Raw genomic sequence first — 19,816 nt, forward strand, 5'->3', positions numbered from 1 at the left:
TTACGGAATCTCCGTGAGGACCTCGCGTAGCTCGTCCTCGGTCCGCCACTCGTAGAGCCGCCCCTCGGACTCGAGCAAGTCGAAGACGCCGTCCTCCATCCAGCCGTAGGGATGGCGCTCCTCGGGGTACTCGCGCTTGAGCACGTGAGTTTTCTCGAAGTACTCCTCGGTGCCCGCGAGCAGCCCCTGTTCGACGAGGAAGCCGCTGGGTTCCCTCTCGGCGACGCCGACCACGTGGCTCACGAGGTCCGCGATCAGGCAGAACTTCTGGATGCCGTTGTCCCAGCCACCGTTCACGTCGTTCATCCGGAAGGCGTAGGCGTCCCGACGGCGGTTGAGCCGGTCGACGACGAGGTCGAGACGGCCCATCGGCTCGGGGTCGTAGTTCCCGAGGACGAAGTACGAGCGGTCGGTCTCGTAGATTGGCGTCAGCTCGCTCAGGGCCCGGAGGATCTCCTCGTTGTCCGCGATCGAGAGCTCCTCGGCCTCGAGTCGCTCCGTCGCGCTCGTGAGCACTGCCTCGGGAACTGGCGGCGACTCGTCGGTCATATCGCTCGATTTAGCGGAGACGACAATAGGGTTTTCTCCACCGTTTCCGTTTCCGAAACACGACCCCGTTTCGGAATCCACACGGCCAGTAGTTCACTCGGAGGTAATTTAGTCCAGGGTAAACTACTTGGTCGCGGGATCCGTACGCACTCGCATGAGCACCGACGTGGGTACGGCCAGCGGGACGGAGACGCGGGAACTCCTCCACTTCGTCACCCAGGAGACCCGGTTCGCGCTCGTCGCCAACATCCTGCAACACCCCGAGGGGCTGCCCTCGATGTACGAACTCGAGGAGCTAAACCCGAGCGTCAGCGAGGCCACCGTCTACAAACACGTCCAGAAGCTGATCGACGTCGGCATCGTCGAGGAGGTCGCGCTGCCCGACGACGAGCGCCGCCAGGGCTACCCCTGGAAGTTCTACGGCCTAACCGACGAGGGCCGGGCGTTCCTCGAGCGACACAACCTGCTGCAGGCCGAGGCAACGCTTAAACGTATCTACGGGACGATTTCCGATAAATCCGAAAAGATGGAGAAGTACGAGAACGCGCCCCGGCCCGAGCGCGACTGAGCCCGAGACGATTACCGACGCGTCTTCGACCGTTCGAGAGCCGGCCGCTCAGCTCATGAACAGCCGCCGGCCCGCGCGCTCGTGGCGCATCCCCATGATTTCGGCCAGCGGTGCGAACGAAACCATCGCTTCCGGCGCGTCGTCGACGTGGCGCTCGCAGACCGCGGTGATCACCGACTCGAGGTCCGCGAGCACCGACTGGATCTCCGTGTGGCCGAACCGGCCGAGCCGCTGGGCCGCGCCCAGCAACCCCGTCACGAACGAGTGGGCGTGGGCCAGGCAGGCCTCGCGCCGCGAGAGGCCCCGCGCCTGCGCGACGACGCCGAAGGCGATCGGGTAGTGGCCCGGCGTCTCGCCGGCCGCGACGGCGTCGGCGAAGGCCGTCTCGAGGCCGGGTCCGTCGACATCTGTCCCGTCGGAACCCTCGGCGTCGACATCGTCGCCGTCGGTCTCGGCCAGCAGCTCGCAGAGCTTCGCCCCGGCTTTCGTCGAACTCTCGCGGAACTCGCGGGGCATCGTCACCGCGTGGAGGCGCCCGTCGACCGCCAGCAGCGCCTCGAGATCTCCCGCCGCGCTCGCCGCGTGGGCGTTGGCCAGCGCCACGGTCTCGCAGGGGCCGACCACGCGCCGGAGGTAGGCCGCGATCAGCTCTCGGAGGTCGTCGCCGTCCGCGATCCGATCCTCGTTGATGTACTGCTCGAGGCCGTAGGAGGCCGTGTATCCGCCGACCGGCAGGAACGAGTCCGAGAGCCGAAGAGCCGAGAGGAACGCGCTCGCGTCTGCACTCGAGTCCGGTGTTCGGTCCGAGTCCGCGTTCGGATTCGCATCCGCGTCCCGGTCAGTGGTCATGGTCGTGTTCGCGGGAGTGGTCGTGGCCGTGACTGTGCTCGGCGCGCTCGTGGCCGCGTCCGTCGTGTGCGTGGGAGTGTTCGCGATCGCCGCCGTGCTCGTGAGCGTGATCGTGCCCGTGTTCGTGCTCACCGCCGTGACTGTGCTCGTGGTCGACGTCGTGAGCGCCGGCATCGTCGATATCCGTCACGAACAGGTCCGCCTCGACGGTCGTCTCCCGGATCTCCGAGCCCGGGACGACGTCGGCGACGACGCGCTCGACGATGTGGCGGTCGGCCTCGAGCGGGACGTAGACCACCCCGTCTTCGACCGCCAGATCCCAGTGCTGGTTGCCGATGCGGTGGCCGAGTTCGACCGCGGCCTCGAGCGCCTCGTCGGTCGCGTCGGGCAGCGAGACGGCCAGCGCGTCCCGCGGTTCGAAGGCGACGACGATCATGCGGTCGTCCTCGACCAGTAGTACGTCACCGGCCGAGACCGCGGCCGTGTCCACGACAACGCCGACGTCCGTTCCGGCATCGGTCGTCGCTCGAAATCGCGAACGCCGGCGGTTGTCCGCGTCGATGACGACGCGCTCGAGGGTCCCGCGCTCGTCGTGTTCCGCCCGTAACGCGGCCAGTTCGTCGTCGGCGTGGACGTTGCCGACGACGCCGTCGATGCGCTCCATCAGTATCGCCGGTCGGCGGGCGCGCCGACCCCCAGTAGCCGCCGTCTGGTCTCGTCCCACGCGGCCCGCAGCGTCTCGGTCACGTCGGCCTCGCGGTCGCCGAGGATACGGACGATCGCGCCGACCTCGTGGGGAAGCGTGGAGACGCCCGCTTCGACGTCGTCGCGGTCCGAGAGACGCTCGTGGATACCCTCGATCAGGGACTCGAGGAGATCCGACTCCTCGCTCGAGGCGGGCGCGAAGACATACAACGAGCCGACGACGCCGTACTCGCCGACGCTGGCCGGATCACGGGGCTCGCGCTCACTCGGCCGGAGGTCGACGGCGTCGGCACAGACCAGTCGGCCGTCGTGCTCGGCCTCGACGCGCGCGTGGTAGTGGTCGAACCCGAACGGCTCGTGGTCGGTCAACCCGTCCGGGACGAGCACGTCCGCGACGACGACGCAGGCGTCGTCGGCGAGGTCGACGTCGATCGTCTGGAGACACCGCGCGTCCTCGTTGACGATCGTCGGGCCGGGGAGGTACTCGAGGTAACTCCCCGACTGCGCCCGGAACGAGGCGTCGAGGTGGGCGTAGTTGGCGTCCATGCTGTGGACCTTCGTCGCGCTCTGTGTCGTCACGTGCGCGCGAGCCCCCTCGCGGGTCTCGACCCGCAACCGGTGTCGGTCGCCCTGCGCCACGCCGCCGGTGGGCTCCTGCGCGACGAGGGTCGTCAGTCCCGGCGCCGGATCGGTCTCGAGGGTGCCCGTCAGGTGGTAGGGGACCTTCACGCGGTCGCGGATCAGCCGGGTCGGGCCGTCGCCCCGCCGAGCGAACGTCGCCTCGAGCAGCCCGTTCTTCCCCGGACCGCCGGCGGGCGCCTGCGCGAGGGATTCGCCGGTGTAGCCCTCGAAGGCCGGCGGCAGGGGCGTCCCCTCGTCCGGCGTCGGAGAGCGCCCCGCGCTCACGCGAACAGCACCTCCTGCTCGACGTGCTCGAGCACGGCGTCGATCCCCTCGGCGTCCTTGCAGTCGGTGAAGACGAAGGGGTCGTCGCCGCGCACTTCGCTGGCGTCGGCCTCGATCACGTCCAGATCAGCGTCGACGTGGGGCGCGAGGTCGGTTTTGTTGACGACCAGCAGATCGGCCTGCGTGACGCCGGGCCCGCGCTTGCGCGGGATGTCCTCGCCTTCCGCGACCGAGATGACGAACAGGAAGTAGTCCGCGAGTTCGGGGTTGAACGTCGCGGCGAGGTTGTCGCCGCCGCTCTCGATCAGGACGATGTCCAGTTCGGGGTGGCGCTCGGTGAACTCGTCGACGGCCGCGAGGTTCATCGAGGGGTCCTCGCGGATGCCGGTGTGCGGACAGGCGCCGGTTTCGACCCCTTCGACGAGGTCCGCGGGCAGCAGGTCGGCGAACGTCTCCCGGAAGACGTCGGCGTCCTCCTGGGTCATGATGTCGTTGGCGATGACGCCGACCTCGTAGTCGCGCTCGACGAGTTCCGGCACGAGTCGCTTGACCAGCGCCGTCTTCCCGGAGCCGACGGGACCGCCGAGGCCGACCTTCGCGACGTCTCGGTACCCCATTATTCGACCTCCCCCTCGAGGTCCTCGCCGGGGCCCGGATCGACCGTCTTGAGTTGCTCGGGGCCGTCGGCCCGGATCGGGTCGTGGATCGTCACGAGCTTGGTGCCGTCGGGAAAGACGGGTTCGATCTGGATCATGTCGACCATCTCGGGGATGCCGTCCATCACGTCCTCGCGGGTGAGCAGCTGGGTCGCCTCCGAGCGGATCCGCGAGACGGACTTGCCCTCGCGAGCGGCCTCGCAGGCCCAGTCGGAGATGTAGGCGACCGTCTCGGGGTGGTTGAGCTTCACGCCGCGGTCCTTGCGTCGCCGGGCGAGTTCTGCGGCCATGAACACCGTGAGCCGCTCCATCTCCTTCGGCGAGAGGTTCATTCCCATCGAATCACCTCCCGGGACGGGTGTCTCGAGGCTGGTCGCGTCGGCGATACCGTCGTCGCGGGTGTCGTGGCTGTCGTGTCGTAGACCATAGGTTAGAGTAGGTAGCGCTGTGCGAGCGGAATCTCGTCGGCCGGATCGCAGGTGACGTGTTCGCCGTCCACTTCGACCTCGAACGTCTGGGCGTCGATCTCGATATCGTCCGGACAGTGGTCGTTGTGGACCATGTCGGACTTACAGACCTCGCGCGTGCCTGTGACGGGTCGAACGGGCGTTTTCAGGTCGTAGGCGTCGCCGACCTCGTTCTCGTAGGCGGCCTCGCTGACGAACGTCACCGAGAGGCCGTGTTTCGCCCGGCCCTGCGCGCCGGCGCGCTCACGGCCGATCACCGGTTCACAGGTCATCAGCGAGCCGTTGGCCTCGCCCATCTGGGACCAGACCGGGAAGCCGCCCTTGATCACGGCCTTCGGCTTGACGCCGAAGAAGGCCGGATCCCACAGGGCGATGTCGGCGAGTTTGCCGGGCTCGAGCGAGCCGACGTAGTCGTCGATCCCCGCCGTAATGGCGGGGTTGATCGTGTACTTGGCGACGTAGCGTTCGATGCGGGCGTTGTCGGCGTCGGTCCCCTCGTCGGCGGAGAGCGGGCCGCGCTGGGCCTTCATCTTGTGGGCGGTCTGCCACGTCCGACTGATTAGTTCGGCCATCCGGCCCATCGCCTGGGAGTCGGTGGTCATCATCGAGATGGCCCCCGTGTCGTGGAGCACGTCCTCGGCGCCGATCGTCTCCGCGCGGATGCGCGACTCGGCGAAGGCGACGTCCTCGGGGATGTCCGGATCGAGGTGGTGACAGACCATCACCATGTCGAGGTGCTCGTCAAACGTGTTCTCGGTGTAGGGCATCGACGGGTTCGTCGACGACGGCAGCATGTGCTCGTGGCCGATCAACTCGAGGACGTCCGGCGCGTGGCCGCCGCCGGCGCCCTCGATGTGGAAGGTGTGGATCGCGCGCCCGTCGATGGCGTCGAAGGTGTGCTCGACGAAGCCCGACTCGTTCAGCGTGTCCGTGTGGATGCAGACCTGAACGTCCTCCTCGTCGGCGACCTCGAGGCAGGTGTCGATCGCGGCGGGCGTCGACCCCCAGTCCTCGTGGAGCTTCATGCCGCAGGCGCCGGCCTCGATCTGCTCGACGAGCGCCTCGGGCCGGCTGCTGTTGCCCTTCGCGTAGAAGCCGACGTTGACGGGCCACTCTTCGGCGGCCTGCAGGAACCGCTGGATGTTCCGCGGCCCGGGCGTACAGGTCGTTGCACCGCCGCCGAAGCCGCCGCCGAGCATCGTCGTGACGCCCGATCCGAGCGCGTGATCGACCAGTTGCGGGCTGTTGAAGTGAACGTGGATGTCCAGCGCGCCGGGCGTCGCGATCAACCCGTCAGCGGGGATGGTATCGGTGCTCGGACCGATTACCATGTCGACGCCGTCCATGGTGTCTGGATTGCCGGCCTTCCCGACGCCGACGATCTTCCCGTCGCGGACGCCGATATCGCCCTTGCAAATCCCCAGCACGGGATCGATTATCACGACGTTCGTAAAGGCCCAGTCGAGGGTCCCTTCGGCCTGGGTCGTTCCCGACTGCATCCCCATCCCGTCGCGCATCGTCTTCCCGCCGCCGAAGACGGCCTCCTCGCCGGGAACGCCGTAGTCGGTCTCGATCTCCGCGAAGAGGTTCGTATCGCCGAGTCGGAGGCGATCGCCCTCGGTCGCGCCGAACAGTTCCGTGTACTCCTCGCGGGAAAGGTTGCGGCTCATTCGTCGCCCTCCGTCGCATCGTCGGTCACCGGAGCTTCCTCTGTCGTCGACTCCGTGATGTAGCCCCGTTCTCGAGCACGCTTTATCGCCCGCGCTTCGATCGCCTCGTCGTCGAGGTCGCCGCCGACCAGTCCGCCCATGCCGTGTACGATCCGGTCGCCGCCGATGGCGACGAGGTCGACCTCGCGCTCGCAGCCGGGTTCAAAGCGGATCGCAGTTCCCGCCGGAATGTCGAGTCGCATGCCGTAGGCGGTTTCACGATCGAACGTCAGACCGGGGTTCACCTCGAAGAAATGAAAATGCGAGCCGACCTGTACGGGCCGATCGCCGGTGTTCTCGACGGTCACCGTTCCCGTCTCGCGGCCCTCGTTGATCCGAACCGGTTCCTCGGCCGGGCGCAACTCGCCCGGAACGAACCCGCTCATCGGTCGATCACGCCGGCCGGCCGGCCGCCAGGTTGACGAAAACGATAGTTCATCACGGCGCAAAATAGGAGGACGAACGACGTAAATAGCTTCGGGAACAACAATACTTGCCCATCCGATTACGATATTCTACCACGATAGTCTAAATACCCCGTTCCTCAAATATCCACTCATAAAGGATATATTAGGATTGGGCGTTCGTTCGTCACCTCGCTCGCCGACGCGGCCCGACTCCCGCCGTCAGCGCCGGCTATCGCGCGCGATTCGTCTCGCCGCCTGCGGTATCGGAGTGTGGTCGCTATCGGAGCAGATCACCGCCTGCGAGTCCCGAGCGGCCGATCGAACCAACTCGTGCGGTGACGTTCGCCCGGATTCGGCGAATTTGACAACCCAGCAGAATAATACGGTGATTGGAGCGCCGGTACAACACCATCGTCCTAAAACGGTCACATCGACCGCGGACGGACGATGTGGTACTGTGGACGAATCTGATGACCATTCATCGAATATTATCGCCATCGACTTCAGTTCGTCAATCGAATCTCGAGTCAGATCCGTTCGTTCGATCTCCCCTCGAACGTGAACGTTCGATAAATCTGCTCGTAGAAGCCGAGGATCGGGAGAGTACCGACGGTTAGGCGGAATACTACTAGTCAATGAAAAGTAACGGTCCTCGGAGATTTTCGTCGAATCACGGACGCTACCGGCTGCCTTCGACCGATCGAGTATAATTTGACGATCGTCGAGACGGAGACTACCGGTTCGTGACGGCGAAATCTGGCCTATTCGCCGAACGTTTGCAGCTATATTCGGACCGAACCGGATATTCGTCTGGAATACTAGGGACTACTGTCCCATTGCGGACGTTTACCCAGTTCCCAATACCACTATAGCGATTGTACTCTCTTGAGACAATCCTTTTATACCTGCTCTATTTTCAAGTATTCAGTGATATGATCGGACAATCGTTGTCCACAATCCGGAATCAGTTCGGGAAGAGCGGAGGAACGAAGTCGACGGTCGACGGAGGGAGGCCGAGATGAGCGCGTCGACCGATTCGACGGGTGTGACCGGCACCGGTGATCGCGCGTGACCGGCCGTCGGTGCTCCCGACGCGACGTTCTCGCCGGGGGCTCTGCGAGCGTCCTCGCCGGACTCGCCGGCTGCGTCGCAGAAGGCGGCCTCGTCGGGCTCAGCGACGGCTCGAGCGGCCCGACGGTCGCCATTCTCGAGGACCGCTCCGGAACGTTCGCGCTGACGGGGACGGCCAAGTACCGGACGACGAAGCTGGCCATCGAGGAGATCAACCGCGACGGCGGGATCTTGGGCGAGGAGATCGAGGTCTTCGCCCCGGACCCGCAGTCGGACAACATGCGCTACCAGGACCTCACCCGGTACGCGATCTATCGGGAGGACGTCGACGTCATGTGGGCCGGCTACTCGAGTGCGACCCGGGAGGCGATCCGGCCGATCGTCAACGAACACGAGCAGCTGTACTTCTATACGACCCAGTACGAGGGCGGCGTCTGCGATGAGACGGTGTTCCCGCTGGGCGCGACGGCCCGCCAGCAACTCGGCGCGGTCGTCCCCTACATGATCGAGGAGTACGGTGACGAGATCTACACGATCGCCGCGGACTACAACTTCGGACAGCTGTCGGGCGACTGGGTGAAGATCATCGCCGAGGAACACGGCGCCGAGGTCGTCGGCGAGGAGTACATCCCGCTGGGCGAGTCGCAGTTCGGCTCGACGATCAACGACATCCAGTCGGCCGATCCCGACTTCGTGATGTCGATGCTCGTCGGCCAGGACCACTCCTCGTTCTACGAGCAGCGACTGGCCAGCGGGCTCACTGACATCCCGGTCGGGACGTCGACGAACATGGCACAGGAGCGCGAACACCTGCGGATCGATCCGCCCGCCCTGGAGGACGTCTACGCCGGCGTCAGCTACATGGAGGAGCTGCCGACCGAACGCAACGAGGCGTTCGTCGAGCGCTACTACGACCGCTGGGACGACGCCGAGTACATCAACCAGGAGGCCCAGAACAACTACTTCTCGGTCTACCTGTACAAGGAGGCGGTCGAACGCGCGGGCACGTTCGATCAGGAGGCGGTGATCGAGGAACTGGAGGGCGGAATCGAAGTCGAAGCGCCGGAGGGCGACGTCACGCTCGATCCGGCGACCCATCACGTCGAACACAACATGCGAGTCGCACACGCGGACGAGACCCACGAGATTACCTTCGACGACGAGCGGACGATCGAACCGTCGTTCCTGCACGACGTCGGCTGTGATCTCACGAGCGAAGCCGAACAGACCCAGTACGAACCGGCGGACTATTACGAGGTGATCTGACCGTGGCGACACCGGAACTCCTGAACCTCGGCTTCGAGTTCGTCGAGATCTTCGCCTTCATCGTCCTCGCGACGGTGGGACTGGCGGTGATCTTCGGCATGATGGGGATCATCAACCTCGCCCACGGCGAGTTCATCCTCGTCGGCGCCTACGCGACCTCCTTCGCCGTCGCCGCCGGCCTGCCGCTGGCGGTCGCGATGGCCGTCGGCGTCGTCGCGACGGCCGCCTTCGGGCTCGTCCTCGAGCGGCTGATCATCCGCCGGCTCTACGGCCGGCTGCTCGATTCGATGGTCGTCACGTGGGGGATCAGCCTCGTGATGATCCAGCTAACCCGGATCGCCTTCGGCAACACCGCGCCCGGCGTGGGGATCCCGTTCGGCCAGCTCCCGGTCGTCGACGGGCCGGTCTACTACCTCGTGCTCGCGGTCGTCGCGGTCGGCGTGCTCGGCGGGCTGTACGCGCTGTTCACGTGGACCGACTTCGGCGTCCGCGCACGCGCGACGATGCAAGACGAGGAGACCGCCCGCAGCATGGGCGTCGACACCGACCAGATGTACATGTCGACGTTCGCCATCGGCTCCGGGCTCGCCGGACTGGCTGGCGCGCTGTACGCGCCCGTGATGACCGTCACGCCCGAGTACGGGACCAGCTTCCTCGTCGAGTCGTTCGTCGCCGTCGTCGTCGGCGGCTCCTCGGTCCTCCTCGGGACGATCCTCGCAAGCGGGTTCCTCGGCACGGTCAACGCCGCGTTCACGAACATCGCCGGGACCTTCATGGGACAGGTCGCGATGCTGGTCGCCGCCATCGTCGCCATCCGTCTGATGCCCGACGGGATCACCGGGCTGCTGTCCGATCTCCGCGAGAAGTGGGGTGAGAGCGAATGAGCATCGGCTCGAGCGACGGACTGCTGGCCGGGCTCCGCCGGCCGTTCGAGGGGCCGAACACGATGGGGAACACGCCGGGCTTCTGGCTCGGATTCGTCGCCGCCGTAGCCGTCCTCGCGGCGCTGCCGGCCCTCTTCGGCTACTACGCCGCCGAGATCGGCGCCGTGTTCCTCGCGTACGCCCTGCTGGGCGTCAGCCTCGCCTTTATCTGGGGCTACTGCGGAATCTTGAGCTTCGGCCAGGTGGCGTTCTTCGGCATCGGCGGCTACGCGTTCGGCGTCGTCGCGATCAACGTGCCGACGCTGACCGGGGCGACGCTGGGGCTGCTGGCCGCGGTCGCCGTCTCGACGCTCGTGGCCGCCGCGCTGGGCTACTTCATGTTCTACGGCGGCGTCCGGGACGTCTACGTGACGATCTTAACGCTCGTCGTCGCGCTGGTCCTCTATACGTTTATGGGCCAGACCGCCGGCGGCGAGTGGGCGATCGGCGACGCCCGTCTCGGCGGGTTCAACGGGATGAGCGGCGTCCCCGACCTCGGGATCGGAATCGGTTCGATCGGCCTCGAGATCGGCATCGTCGGCCACTACTACGTGACGCTGGGCGCGCTCGCGGCGACCTACCTCGGCCTGCGCGCGCTGGTCAACAGTCGGTTCGGGTACGCGATGGTCGCGACCCGCGAGGACGAGAGCCGGACCGAGATGTTCGGCTACAACACGACGTTCATCAAGTTCGCCGTGTTCACGATCGGCGGTGCGATCGCCGGCCTCAGCGGCGTCCTGTTCACCACGCAGAACAACTACATCGATCCGAGCGTGTTCGGCATCACCGCCGCCGCCCTGCCGGTCGTCTGGGCCAGCGTCGGCGGCCGGACCTCGCTTCTGGGCACCGTCGGCGCCGCGCTCGCGATCCAGTTCGTCGACTATCAGCTCGCGCTCTCGGGCAGCGAGTGGGCGCTGGTGATCATCGGCTCGCTGCTGGTGTTCGTCGTCCTCGTGATGCCCGAGGGGGTCGCGCCGCGGCTCCGCGATCTCGTCGTCGACTACCGCTCGTCCGAGCCGACGCCGGCAGACGCGCCGGCCGGCACTGAGGAGGTGAGCGACTGATGGGGGCCAGTGATCCGACCGTCATGACGACGCAGGCCGTCGACGAGACCGGCGAGGGCTCCTCGCGGATCCTCCAGACGCGGGATCTGCGCAAGGAGTTCGGCGGCCTCACCGCGACCGACGATGTCGACTTCAGTCTGGAGGAAGGGGAACTGCGCTGTCTCATCGGTCCCAACGGCGCGGGGAAGAGCACCTTCCTCAACCTGCTGACGGGCCAACTCGAGCCCACGGCGGGGGCGATCTATTACGACGGTCACGACATCACCGACCTGCCCTCGTACGAGCGGGTCGACCGCGGCATCAGCATGAAGTTTCAAGTGCCGAGCATCTACGAGGGGCTGACCGTAGCACAGAACCTGCGGATCCCGCTCCAGCAGGTCGCCGACGGCGACGCGTTCGAGGCGCGAACGAGCGAGATCCTCGAACGCTTCGACCTGCTCGCCGAGCACGGCACCGTCGCCTCGAACCTCTCGCACGGCCAACAGCAGCGACTGGAGATCGGGATGGCGATGGCGCTGGAGCCGAACCTCATGTTGCTGGACGAACCGGTCGCCGGCCTCTCGGTCGAGGAGACCGCCGAGATCGCCGACCTGCTGCGGGAGATTTCGGACGACGACGGCGTCGCGCTGATCGTCATCGAACACGACATCGACTTCGTCGAATCGATCGCGGATCGCGTCACCGTCCTCGATCAGGGCTCGATCTTCCGAGAAGGAACCATCGAGGCGGTCGAGAACGATCCCGAAGTCAAGCGGATTTATTTGGGGGAAGATCACTGATGCTCGAACTCACGAACCTGCGCGCGTCGTACGGCAAGACACCGATCCTCCGCGACGTCGACATCACCGTCGACGAGGGGGAGATCGTCGGCATCATGGGGAAAAACGGCGTCGGGAAGACGACGCTGATCAAGGCCGTCATGGGCCTGCTCGAGGCCGACGAGGGAACCATCGTCTTCGACGGCGAGGACGTCACCGACGAGCCGGCCGACGTCCGCGCCCGCCGCGGGATGGGCTACATTCCGCAGGGTCGGGACGTCTTCCCCGAGTTGACCGTCGAGGAGAACCTGCGGATGGGCGAGACGATCAACGAGGGCAACGACTGCCTGCAGTACGAGGCCGTCTACGACTACTTCCCGATCCTCGAGGAGCGCCGCGAGCAGGAGGCGGGGACGATGAGCGGCGGTCAACAGCAGATGCTCGCGATCGGGCGCGCACTGATCGGCAACCCCGACCTGCTCCTCCTCGACGAGCCCTCCGAGGGCGTCCAGCCTTCGATCGTTCAGGACATCACGCGGGACCTGCGGGGCGTCAACGAGGAGCTCGGGACGACGATCTGCTTCGTCGAACAGAACCTCCACGTCGTGCAAAACCTCGCGGAACGCTGCTACGCCATCGACAAGGGAGAGATCGTCGACGAACTCGGACCCGACCGCCTCGAGTCCCGCGACGCGGTGACGGAGTATCTCGCGGTATGACCCGCGAACTCGAGCGTCGACGAGAGGAACCGCCAACTCGAGGACTGACCGACTAGGAGAACCGCGAGGCGATGTCGGCCTCGGTGATGATCCCGACCGTCTCGCCGGCCTCGGTGATCATCACGGCCTTGTAGTGTTCGAGCAAGTTGCTGATTTCGTCTAGCGTCGCGTCCTTCGACACCGTCGGGAAGCTCTCACTCATGTGTTCTTCGACGGGTTCGTCGCGGGCCTCCGAATCGAGGTGGACGAGGTCGCCCTGGCTGATCGAGCCGACCGGAATGCCGTCCTGAATGACGGCGAGCTGGGAGTAGGCTTCCTCCTCCATCTTCCGGGCGGCTTCTTTGACGGCGTCGTCGGGGGCGACGTTGACGACGGCCTCGTTCATCAGGTCCTCGGCGCGGACGACGTCGCTCTCGGCCTTCTCTAAGGCGTTGACGATGCGGCGCAGCGTCGAGAGCCGTGGGTCGACGTCCCCGCCCTCGATTCGGGCAATCAGCGGCTGGGAGACGTCGGCCGTCTCCGCGAGTTCGCTCTGGGTCAGCCCGAGTTCGGTACGGCGCTGGCGCAGATCCGCGGGCGTCGGAAGTTCCATACGGATCAATAACTGCGGGTTATCAAAAATACTTTGGGTCGGTCGACGCGCCCGTGACGGTCGGCCGATACCGCCGATCGACCGCCGAGGCGCGCTCAGTCCTCCTCTTCCGTCTCGATGATGTCGACGACCGAGAGGGGAACGTCACGCAGCGCGCCGCCGACTTCGCTCTTGGCGATTCGGGAGGCGTGTTCCTCGCTGTCGGCGTTGTACACTTCCATCTCGAGGGCGAGGCCGACGAGCGCGGTGTCGGCCGCGATGAACGCGGAGTCGAAGGGTTCCCCGCAGGCGGGACAGCCCGTCGCGCCGACCTCGACCTCGACGTAGTCCATGTCTTCGCTGTTGAGTCGTTTCCCGGCTTCGCTGACGGCGACGCCGATCGCGTCGTCGATCTCTTCGACGTCACGAACGAGCCACGCGGCTTCCATCGCGACGAGATAATTGCCCATACGTGGTGGTCGTTCCGGGGGGTTTCCTGTCTTGCGGTTCGTCGCCGGCAAACGGCCGCGTTCTCGAGCCCGGTTCGTTCTCGACGAACTCGCGACGAGCGCCGGGTGGAGGGCGTCCGCAGCGGCGCGCGACCGCCGCGGGCCGGGTGCGCACGTGAGCCGAATCGTTCCCATAAGTTACGAGAATTGACCGGGTCAATTGCCGCCTGCATAGCCGTACATCGACTCGAGTGCGCCTCGAGTGGTTCGAACTACAACTACAGTTGAATCGCAAGACTGCGTCGACCTTAAACACGATTATCGATCGTTATAGTCAGTGAATTACGAGAAGATTTATATATCCCCATAGTCTGGCCATGGCTGAACGTCGATGATATCCCGCGTGTACCACGCGACCCTGTTCGCCCTGTACCAACTGTGCATCCTGATCGGCATCGTCGCGATGCCGCTCGCGATCGCCGCCCGCCAGGCCGGCGTCACGCTCCCGATCCACCGCGTCCTCGCGAACGTCGAGGACGCTCTCGAGGCCCGCCAATCCGAGGAGTAATAGAATCCAACCGAACTGACGACGAATCGCCGTTTCTGTGGGCTCTCGACTCGAGAGCCACCGGTCCGAAAAGCGGAAACCCCCGAGGTGACCGCCGGTGTTTTATACCGTGCCGGTCGTAACGTTTCGTCAATGCGAGCACCTCAGCATAATTCGGACTTCTCCCGTACCGTCGACCAGTTGGCCGACGATCCGAACCCCTACGAGCCCGAGATCGGCTCGATGCCCCAGAACGACCTGACGCGGGCCGACCTCGACAACGTCAACAAGACCGGAACGACGACGATCGGCATCTCGACGGCCGACGGCGTCGTCATCGCGACGGACATGCGCGCCAGCCTCGGCGGCCGGTTCGTCTCGAACAAGAACGTTCAGAAGGTCGAGCAGATCCACCCGACCGGCGCGCTCACGCTCGTCGGCTCGGTCGGCGGCGCCCAGTCGTTCATCTCGAGTCTCCGTGCCGAGGTCAACCTCTACGAGTCCCGACGCGGCGAGCAGATGAGCATCGACGCGCTCGCGACGCTGGCGGGCAACTTCGCTCGCGGCGGCCCGTTCTTCGCCATCCACCCGATCCTGGGCGGCGTCGACGAAGAGGGCAGCCACGTCTACAGCATCGACCCCGCTGGCGGGGTCATGGAGGACGACTACACCGTCACCGGCTCCGGGATGCAACTCGCCTACGGACACCTCGAGCAGGCCTACGAGGAGGACATGTCCAACGAGGAGGCCGTCTCGGTCGCGGCCCACGGCATCAAGTCCGCCGTCGAGCGAGACACCGGCTCCGGGAACGGCGTCTTCCTCTGTGAGATCACCGACGAGGGCGTCGACATCCACGGCCACCACGACTTCGACGAAGTCCTGTAAGTCGGCTCGAGACGAGCGGGATCCGATTTTTCGCTGTTACAGTGGGCAGAGCCGCGGCTCCGTTCAATGCAGTAACCGTTTGGTATCGATCGTCGCAGGACTGAGAGAGAAATTCAGAGCCGAGACGGACCTACGCGGTCACTCGAGTCGGGTCGCCTGCTCGAGCTGGAACTCCGAGACCTGTGGTTCGGCGAGCTCGGTCGCGCGTCCCGTCTCGCTCGAGCGGTAGATCGCGTCGATGACGCGCTGGACGGTCAGGGCCTCCTCGACGGTGTTCGTCTCGGGCGTCGCGCCCGCGGCGATCGCCGCGAGGAACTGCTCGTCCTGTTCCGCGTAGCCGGTCACCGACTCGTCGCCGGTCATCGTCACGTCGGCGTAGTGATCGCCGCCCGCGGTGCCGGCCTCGAGGATGTTGAGAGTGGTGTCACCGATGTCGAACTGCGCGCCGGCGTCGGTCCCGCGCACGCGGAAATCCATGCTCTCCTCGCGGTTGGTCGCCCAGGCGGCCTCGAGCGAGATCGTCTGGCCCTCGGCGGTGCGGATGAAGGCGCTGACGGAGTCGTCGACCTCGTAGGTCTCCGCTTCGGCGTCCCAGTTGTCGCCGAAACCGTCGGGGTCGGCGTACTCCGTGTCGGTGCCGAACGTCGTCCGGGTGACGCCGGACACTTCGGTGATCTCCGGGAAGTCGAGCGCGTAGAGGGCGAGATCGAGCGCGTGAACGCCGATGTCGAGCAAGGCGCCGCCGCCGGCAAGTTCGGGGTCGGTGAACCAAGAGCCGGGGCCGGGGACGCCCCGCCGGCGGACGTAGTTGGCCTCGACGTGGGTGAGGTCGCCGAAGCGGCCGCGGGCGTGTTGTTCGTCGAACATCGCCATGGACGCGGCGTGGCGGTTGTGGAAGCCGACCATACAGATCCCGTCCGCGCGCGCGGCGGTGCGGGCGACTCGCTCGGCGCTCTCTATCGTGTGAGCCAGCGGCTTCTCGACGAGCACGTGACAGCCGGCCTCGAGGGCGTCGACGGCGATCGGTTCGTGAAACCGGTTGGGCGTCGTCACGATGACGGCGTCGACGTCGTCTTCGACGACCATCTCCTCGTGGGTCTCGTAGGTTCGCGCGCCGAACTCGTCGGCGAAGCGCCGTCGCTGCGCCTCGACGAGGTCGGTGCCGGCGACGACGTCGGCACCGAGATCGGCGATGCTACGCGCGTGCAGGTTCCCCATCCCACCCAGACCGACGATCCCGACGCCGATACCGTCGCCGATCATCGCGAAACCTCCGATTGATGAAGAGTCCAGGAGGAGATGGTAGCGGAAACGAGCGATTTCGAGGGCATTTGTGTGCGGTCCCAGTCCATAGAGAGAAGCAGTCGGCGATCGAAATAAGGTTTGTGACCGATTAATCTGTACAATTGTCCTGTGGTTCAGTAATAGTTATACGATCGCTGTCTGACATCGGGGAACCAGTCCGAATAATCGTATCGTTAAGCCGAACCGTCACAGGCCAGTATCACCTCAGCTAAGGGCGTTCGTGACGATAGCCGTTCGATGGCCGACGTTACGATCTGGAACGAGTACCGCCACGAGCGCGAGGACGACGACGTCGCGGCCGTCTATCCGGACGGCATCCACGCGACGATCGCCGACGCGCTGGACGACGGCGGCGACGAGCGAGACGACGGGCCCGATCACGAGATCCGTACCGCGACGCTGGACGACCCCGAACACGGCCTTCCGCCGGACGTCCTCGAGGAGACCGACGTCTTGCTGTGGTGGGGCCACGAGGCCCACGACGAGGTCTCGGAGGCGGTCGTCGACCGCGTCCAGCAGCGGGTGCTCGAGGGGATGGGCCTGGTCGTCCTCCACTCGGGGCACTACTCGAAGGTCTTCAAACGACTCATGGGGACGACCTGTAGCCTGCAGTACCGCGAGGACGGGGGGACCGAACGGCTCTGGGTCGTCGACCCCGGCCACCCGATCGCCGATGGGCTCGACGAATCGATCGAACTCCCCCGAACGGAGATGTACGGCGAGCCGTTCGACGTCCCCGAGCCCGACCGGCTGGTGTTCACCAGCTGGTTCGAGGGCGGCGAGGTGTTCCGCAGCGGCTGTTGCTACCGGCGGGGCAGCGGCAGGATCTTCTACTTCCGGCCGGGCCACGAGGAGTATCCGATCTACGAGCACGAGGACGTCCGACGGGTGCTGCGCAACGCCGTCGACTGGGCGACGCCGACGGAGGGGGCGCCCCGGACGTTCGGCGAACGCGATTGAATTCGGGCGAATTCCGCCCAAGCGGGCGCCATCGGGTTAGAACGTCTGTCGTCCCTCGTCGGTGACGACGCTCTCGAGCAGTTCGATTGGCGTCGCGTCGTAATTGGGGTTTTCGACGGCGAAGCCCTCCGCGGGTTCCGGCATCACCTCGCTTCCCGGCCGAAACTCGTTTTCGAAGACGAACCCCTCACTGACGATCTTCGACGCCGAGCCGAGGACGGTGACGGGGACGTCCAGTCGCGCGGCCGTCGACGCGATCGGGAACGTGCCGACGCGGTTGTACAGCGTGTCCTCGACGATGCAGTCCATGCCGACGACGACGCGGTCACACTCCTCGAGGTAGACCCCGTGGGCGCTGTCGGTGATCAGCGTCGTCTCGACGCCATCGAGGTCCGAGAGCGCTCGCGCCGTCTTGCGCCCGATGAAGCGCGGTCGGGCCTCGGTGATGTAGACTTCGAACTGCTTGCCGTCGGCGGTCGCCCGCTCGAGGGCCTCCAGCACCGTCGAGGAGTAGTCGTGAGTCAGCAGCGTCGCGCCGTCCGAGAGGAACTCGGCGGCGTTCTCGGCCGCGAGTTCCTTCCCGGACTCGACGCGGGAGACGACCGCGTCGATCTTATCCTGAGTGTACTGTTTGGCCTCCTCGACGCTGTCGGGGTCGGCGTCGGTGACGTCGTCGACGACCTCCCGGACCGCGTTCTGCAGCGAGGCGTGGGAAGGGTTCGCTCGGCGAAGCACCGAGCCGTTGCGCTCGAGGGCACGCGTGTACTCCTCGACGGTAGCGAACTCCCGCTCGAGTAACTCCTCTAGGGCCCGCGTCGCGCGGACGGCCACCACCGAGGAGCTGTGGGTCTGCATCTCCTGGATCTGCTCGACCGTCTCGTCGATCATACCTGCACGAATTCCCGTCAAGGAGAAAGGTGTTCGGGTGTCGGTAGCGGCCGCGGGCGCGGGGTCAGGCGTCCGGTTCGAAGCCGAAGATCCGCTGCAGTTCGGTCTCGATTCGAGTGGTGAGTTCCTCGAGGACGGTATCGAATCGCTCGTCGTCGCCGACGGCGGCCCGGACCTCCTCGACGCGCTCGTCGGGGAGGGCGACGCGGAACTCCCCATCGCCTTCGTAGAACGGTTCGCTCTCGCTCAGGACGTTCCGGTCGATCGCTTTGAGAATCGCTGAGTCGTATCGGCCGTGGAGTTGATTGTAGGCGTTCGAGTAGGCCTCCTGGAGTTCCTCGAAGTAGTGGACGTACTTGTCCTCGAACTTCTCGGGGTCGAACTCGGTCATACTCGGGCCTTGAGCAGCAGGCAGGTAAACGGTTCGGGACGACAGAGACGTACAGATACGAGCCAGCGACCGACTGCTCGTGGACGTGTCGATTCCGCTCTGCTATCGTGGCACCAAGGGATCGCCTCGCCCTCCCCAACCGGTTGCGGTCCTCGCTCCCGTCAGTCGCTGCGGTCCTCATCCACTGGAAGACGCTTTGCGTCTTCCAAGCCGTCACTCGCTTCGTCTTCGCGCGGCGTCGCCGCGCGAACGGCCCGCGGGACCTTCGGTCCCGCGCTGCTCGCGACGACCTCGCACGGCATCGTCGGCCGGTCTCGTCGTCACTCGACCGGCCGACAGCGCGCGCCACCGCACGACGACAGCGGGGGCCCGGGACCGAAACCCACGAACCGCGTTTGGCACCGCTGACCGCAGACTTACGTCCTCGAGTCCCCTAGATCCGCCGATGACCGTTACCGTTCGCTACACCTGTCCTCACTGCAACGCCGTCGTGAGCCTCGAGCGGCCGCCGGATCTGGCGGATCGGTCGGTCACGAAGCGCCCACAGCCGGGGTGGGAGTACGCCGACCCGGACGATCCGGACCGCGAGTCTGCTGATGGAATCGAATTCCTCTGTGGCGAGGACGGTCCCGTCACCGACCTCGAAGGCGAGCCGGTCGAGGGCTGTGGACGGCCGTTTTATCTGAACTTCGTGCGCTACGAACAGGGGGTCGAACTCGAGCCGGATCCGCCGACCTACGGCGGGCCGCGGTTCGATTTCAACGCCTGAGACGGGTTCGCGGTCAATTCGCGGATCGGCCTGGGACCGGCCCGTACCGAGTCGTCGCCTCGAGAACGACAGGGGCCTATACCAGCAGTTCGGACCCTCGAGTCGAGTATGTCCTGGTATCTCTTGGTGCTCGCGGGACTGTTCGAAATCGGCTGGGCGATCGGGCTCGGGTATTCTGACGGGCTCTCGAGGCCGCTCCCGACGCTCGCTACCGTCGTCTCCCTCGTCATCAGCATGGGGCTGTTGGCCCTGGCCGTTCGGGACCTGCCGGTGGGGACGGCCTACGCGGTCTGGACGGGGATCGGCGCCGTCGGAACCGCGTCGCTCGGAATCGTCCTCTTCGACGAACCCGCGTCGGCGACTCGAGTCGCCTTCCTCAGCGTGATCGTCGTCGGCATCGTCGGACTACACCTCACCGGGGGCCACTGACGACC

The 19,816-nt window shown here is 65.9% G+C and carries 25 protein-coding genes; 11 read left to right on the plus strand and 14 right to left on the minus strand.

The annotated features are described in order from the left end of the window. Positions 1-549, minus strand: a complete 549-nt coding sequence (locus tag HTUR_RS07600) for a hypothetical protein (protein ID WP_012942737.1) — start codon at positions 547-549, stop codon at positions 1-3. A gap of 154 nt (positions 550-703) precedes the next feature. Between HTUR_RS07600 and HTUR_RS07605 the strand changes: the two genes are divergently transcribed. Further along, the gene (locus HTUR_RS07605) at positions 704-1,117 is read left to right on the plus strand and encodes a helix-turn-helix transcriptional regulator (protein ID WP_012942738.1); all 414 of its coding nucleotides are present in this window, start codon (positions 704-706) and stop codon (positions 1,115-1,117) included. A 48-nt stretch (positions 1,118-1,165) separates the two neighbouring features. On the opposite strand, the gene HTUR_RS07610 is transcribed toward HTUR_RS07605, so the two are convergent. The 7 genes from HTUR_RS07610 to HTUR_RS07640 all read right to left on the minus strand — a co-directional run bounded on the left by HTUR_RS07610 (position 1,166) and on the right by HTUR_RS07640 (position 6,795). Then, positions 1,166-1,966 carry an urease accessory protein UreF gene (locus HTUR_RS07610; RefSeq protein ID WP_012942739.1) on the minus strand — a complete coding sequence of 267 codons (801 nt, stop codon included), beginning with the start codon at positions 1,964-1,966 and terminating at the stop codon, positions 1,166-1,168. After that, complete coding sequence (gene ureE, locus HTUR_RS07615; RefSeq protein ID WP_012942740.1) at positions 1,956-2,630, minus strand: urease accessory protein UreE; 675 nt, start codon at positions 2,628-2,630, stop codon at positions 1,956-1,958. The genes HTUR_RS07610 and ureE overlap by 11 nt, the downstream gene beginning before the upstream one ends. After that, positions 2,630-3,577, minus strand: a complete 948-nt coding sequence (locus tag HTUR_RS07620; protein ID WP_012942741.1) for an urease accessory protein UreD — start codon at positions 3,575-3,577, stop codon at positions 2,630-2,632. The genes ureE and HTUR_RS07620 overlap by 1 nt, the downstream gene beginning before the upstream one ends. Further along, complete coding sequence (ureG, locus tag HTUR_RS07625; RefSeq protein WP_012942742.1) at positions 3,574-4,194, minus strand: urease accessory protein UreG; 621 nt, start codon at positions 4,192-4,194, stop codon at positions 3,574-3,576. Before ureG ends, HTUR_RS07620 begins: the two co-directional genes overlap by 4 nt. After that, positions 4,194-4,571, minus strand: a complete 378-nt coding sequence (locus HTUR_RS07630) for an urease subunit gamma (RefSeq protein ID WP_012942743.1) — start codon at positions 4,569-4,571, stop codon at positions 4,194-4,196. The genes ureG and HTUR_RS07630 overlap by 1 nt, the downstream gene beginning before the upstream one ends. A gap of 92 nt (positions 4,572-4,663) precedes the next feature. Continuing rightward, the gene (gene ureC / locus HTUR_RS07635; protein ID WP_012942744.1) at positions 4,664-6,370 is read right to left on the minus strand and encodes an urease subunit alpha; all 1,707 of its coding nucleotides are present in this window, start codon (positions 6,368-6,370) and stop codon (positions 4,664-4,666) included. After that, the gene (locus HTUR_RS07640) at positions 6,367-6,795 is read right to left on the minus strand and encodes an urease subunit beta (protein WP_012942745.1); all 429 of its coding nucleotides are present in this window, start codon (positions 6,793-6,795) and stop codon (positions 6,367-6,369) included. The genes ureC and HTUR_RS07640 overlap by 4 nt, the downstream gene beginning before the upstream one ends. Before the next feature lie 1,089 nt (positions 6,796-7,884). On the opposite strand from HTUR_RS07640, the gene HTUR_RS07645 reads away from it, so the two are divergent. From HTUR_RS07645 to HTUR_RS07665, 5 genes are read left to right on the plus strand one after another with little or no spacing between them, the layout of a single operon-like run. After that, a complete protein-coding gene (locus HTUR_RS07645) occupies positions 7,885-9,153 on the plus strand; it encodes an urea ABC transporter substrate-binding protein (RefSeq protein WP_012942746.1) in 1,269 nt (422 codons plus the stop codon). 2 nt (positions 9,154-9,155) lie between these two features. Further along, positions 9,156-10,037: an urea ABC transporter, permease protein UrtB gene (urtB, locus tag HTUR_RS07650; RefSeq protein ID WP_012942747.1), complete on the plus strand. Its 882-nt coding sequence runs from the start codon at positions 9,156-9,158 to the stop codon at positions 10,035-10,037. Next, the gene (locus HTUR_RS07655; RefSeq protein WP_012942748.1) at positions 10,034-11,140 is read left to right on the plus strand and encodes an ABC transporter permease subunit; all 1,107 of its coding nucleotides are present in this window, start codon (positions 10,034-10,036) and stop codon (positions 11,138-11,140) included. Before urtB ends, HTUR_RS07655 begins: the two co-directional genes overlap by 4 nt. Next, a complete protein-coding gene (locus tag HTUR_RS07660; RefSeq protein ID WP_012942749.1) occupies positions 11,140-11,919 on the plus strand; it encodes an ABC transporter ATP-binding protein in 780 nt (259 codons plus the stop codon). Before HTUR_RS07655 ends, HTUR_RS07660 begins: the two co-directional genes overlap by 1 nt. Next, on the plus strand, positions 11,919-12,617 hold the full coding sequence (locus tag HTUR_RS07665; RefSeq protein WP_012942750.1) for an ABC transporter ATP-binding protein: 699 nt from the start codon (positions 11,919-11,921) through the stop codon (positions 12,615-12,617). Before HTUR_RS07660 ends, HTUR_RS07665 begins: the two co-directional genes overlap by 1 nt. A 52-nt stretch (positions 12,618-12,669) precedes the next feature. Here the strand turns inward: HTUR_RS07665 and HTUR_RS07670 are convergent, their stop codons facing one another. Beyond that, positions 12,670-13,209: a CBS domain-containing protein gene (locus tag HTUR_RS07670; protein WP_008896826.1), complete on the minus strand. Its 540-nt coding sequence runs from the start codon at positions 13,207-13,209 to the stop codon at positions 12,670-12,672. A gap of 95 nt (positions 13,210-13,304) precedes the next feature. Beyond that, positions 13,305-13,658 carry a DUF555 domain-containing protein gene (locus HTUR_RS07675; RefSeq protein WP_008896827.1) on the minus strand — a complete coding sequence of 118 codons (354 nt, stop codon included), beginning with the start codon at positions 13,656-13,658 and terminating at the stop codon, positions 13,305-13,307. A 370-nt stretch (positions 13,659-14,028) separates the two neighbouring features. Between HTUR_RS07675 and HTUR_RS27315 the strand changes: the two genes are divergently transcribed. Both HTUR_RS27315 and psmB read left to right on the plus strand, forming a co-directional pair. Continuing rightward, the gene (locus HTUR_RS27315; protein ID WP_012942751.1) at positions 14,029-14,205 is read left to right on the plus strand and encodes a hypothetical protein; all 177 of its coding nucleotides are present in this window, start codon (positions 14,029-14,031) and stop codon (positions 14,203-14,205) included. 132 nt (positions 14,206-14,337) lie between these two features. Continuing rightward, a complete protein-coding gene (gene psmB, locus HTUR_RS07680; protein ID WP_012942752.1) occupies positions 14,338-15,069 on the plus strand; it encodes an archaeal proteasome endopeptidase complex subunit beta in 732 nt (243 codons plus the stop codon). Positions 15,070-15,207: 138 nt separating this feature from the next. Here the strand turns inward: psmB and HTUR_RS07685 are convergent, their stop codons facing one another. Continuing rightward, entirely contained in the window at positions 15,208-16,332 is a 1,125-nt protein-coding gene (locus HTUR_RS07685) for a Gfo/Idh/MocA family protein (RefSeq protein ID WP_012942753.1), read from the minus strand. A gap of 279 nt (positions 16,333-16,611) precedes the next feature. Between HTUR_RS07685 and HTUR_RS07690 the strand changes: the two genes are divergently transcribed. Further along, positions 16,612-17,334, plus strand: a complete 723-nt coding sequence (locus HTUR_RS07690) for a ThuA domain-containing protein (RefSeq protein WP_012942754.1) — start codon at positions 16,612-16,614, stop codon at positions 17,332-17,334. 36 nt (positions 17,335-17,370) lie between these two features. Here HTUR_RS07690 and HTUR_RS07695 read toward each other — a convergent pair whose 3' ends face one another. From HTUR_RS07695 to HTUR_RS27320, 3 genes are all read right to left on the minus strand, one after another. After that, positions 17,371-18,222 (minus strand): translation initiation factor eIF-2B, encoded by an 852-nt coding sequence (locus tag HTUR_RS07695; RefSeq protein ID WP_012942755.1) that lies wholly within the window; start codon positions 18,220-18,222, stop codon positions 17,371-17,373. Between the two features lie 64 nt (positions 18,223-18,286). Beyond that, positions 18,287-18,613 (minus strand): DUF5783 family protein, encoded by a 327-nt coding sequence (locus HTUR_RS07700; protein WP_012942756.1) that lies wholly within the window; start codon positions 18,611-18,613, stop codon positions 18,287-18,289. Positions 18,614-18,774: 161 nt separating this feature from the next. Further along, positions 18,775-18,915 (minus strand): hypothetical protein, encoded by a 141-nt coding sequence (locus HTUR_RS27320; RefSeq protein ID WP_187291477.1) that lies wholly within the window; start codon positions 18,913-18,915, stop codon positions 18,775-18,777. Positions 18,916-19,058: 143 nt separating this feature from the next. Here HTUR_RS27320 and HTUR_RS07705 point away from each other — a divergent pair, with 143 nt between their 5' ends. Then, positions 19,059-19,382, plus strand: a complete 324-nt coding sequence (locus tag HTUR_RS07705) for a hypothetical protein (RefSeq protein WP_012942757.1) — start codon at positions 19,059-19,061, stop codon at positions 19,380-19,382. Between the two features lie 108 nt (positions 19,383-19,490). Beyond that, positions 19,491-19,811, plus strand: coding sequence for a quaternary ammonium compound efflux SMR transporter SugE (gene sugE, locus HTUR_RS07710; protein WP_012942758.1), 321 nt, complete (start codon positions 19,491-19,493; stop codon positions 19,809-19,811). Positions 19,812-19,816: the final 5 nt, after the last annotated feature.

The sequence above is a fragment of the Haloterrigena turkmenica DSM 5511 genome (assembly GCF_000025325.1).
Lineage (GTDB): Archaea > Halobacteriota > Halobacteria > Halobacteriales > Natrialbaceae > Haloterrigena > Haloterrigena turkmenica.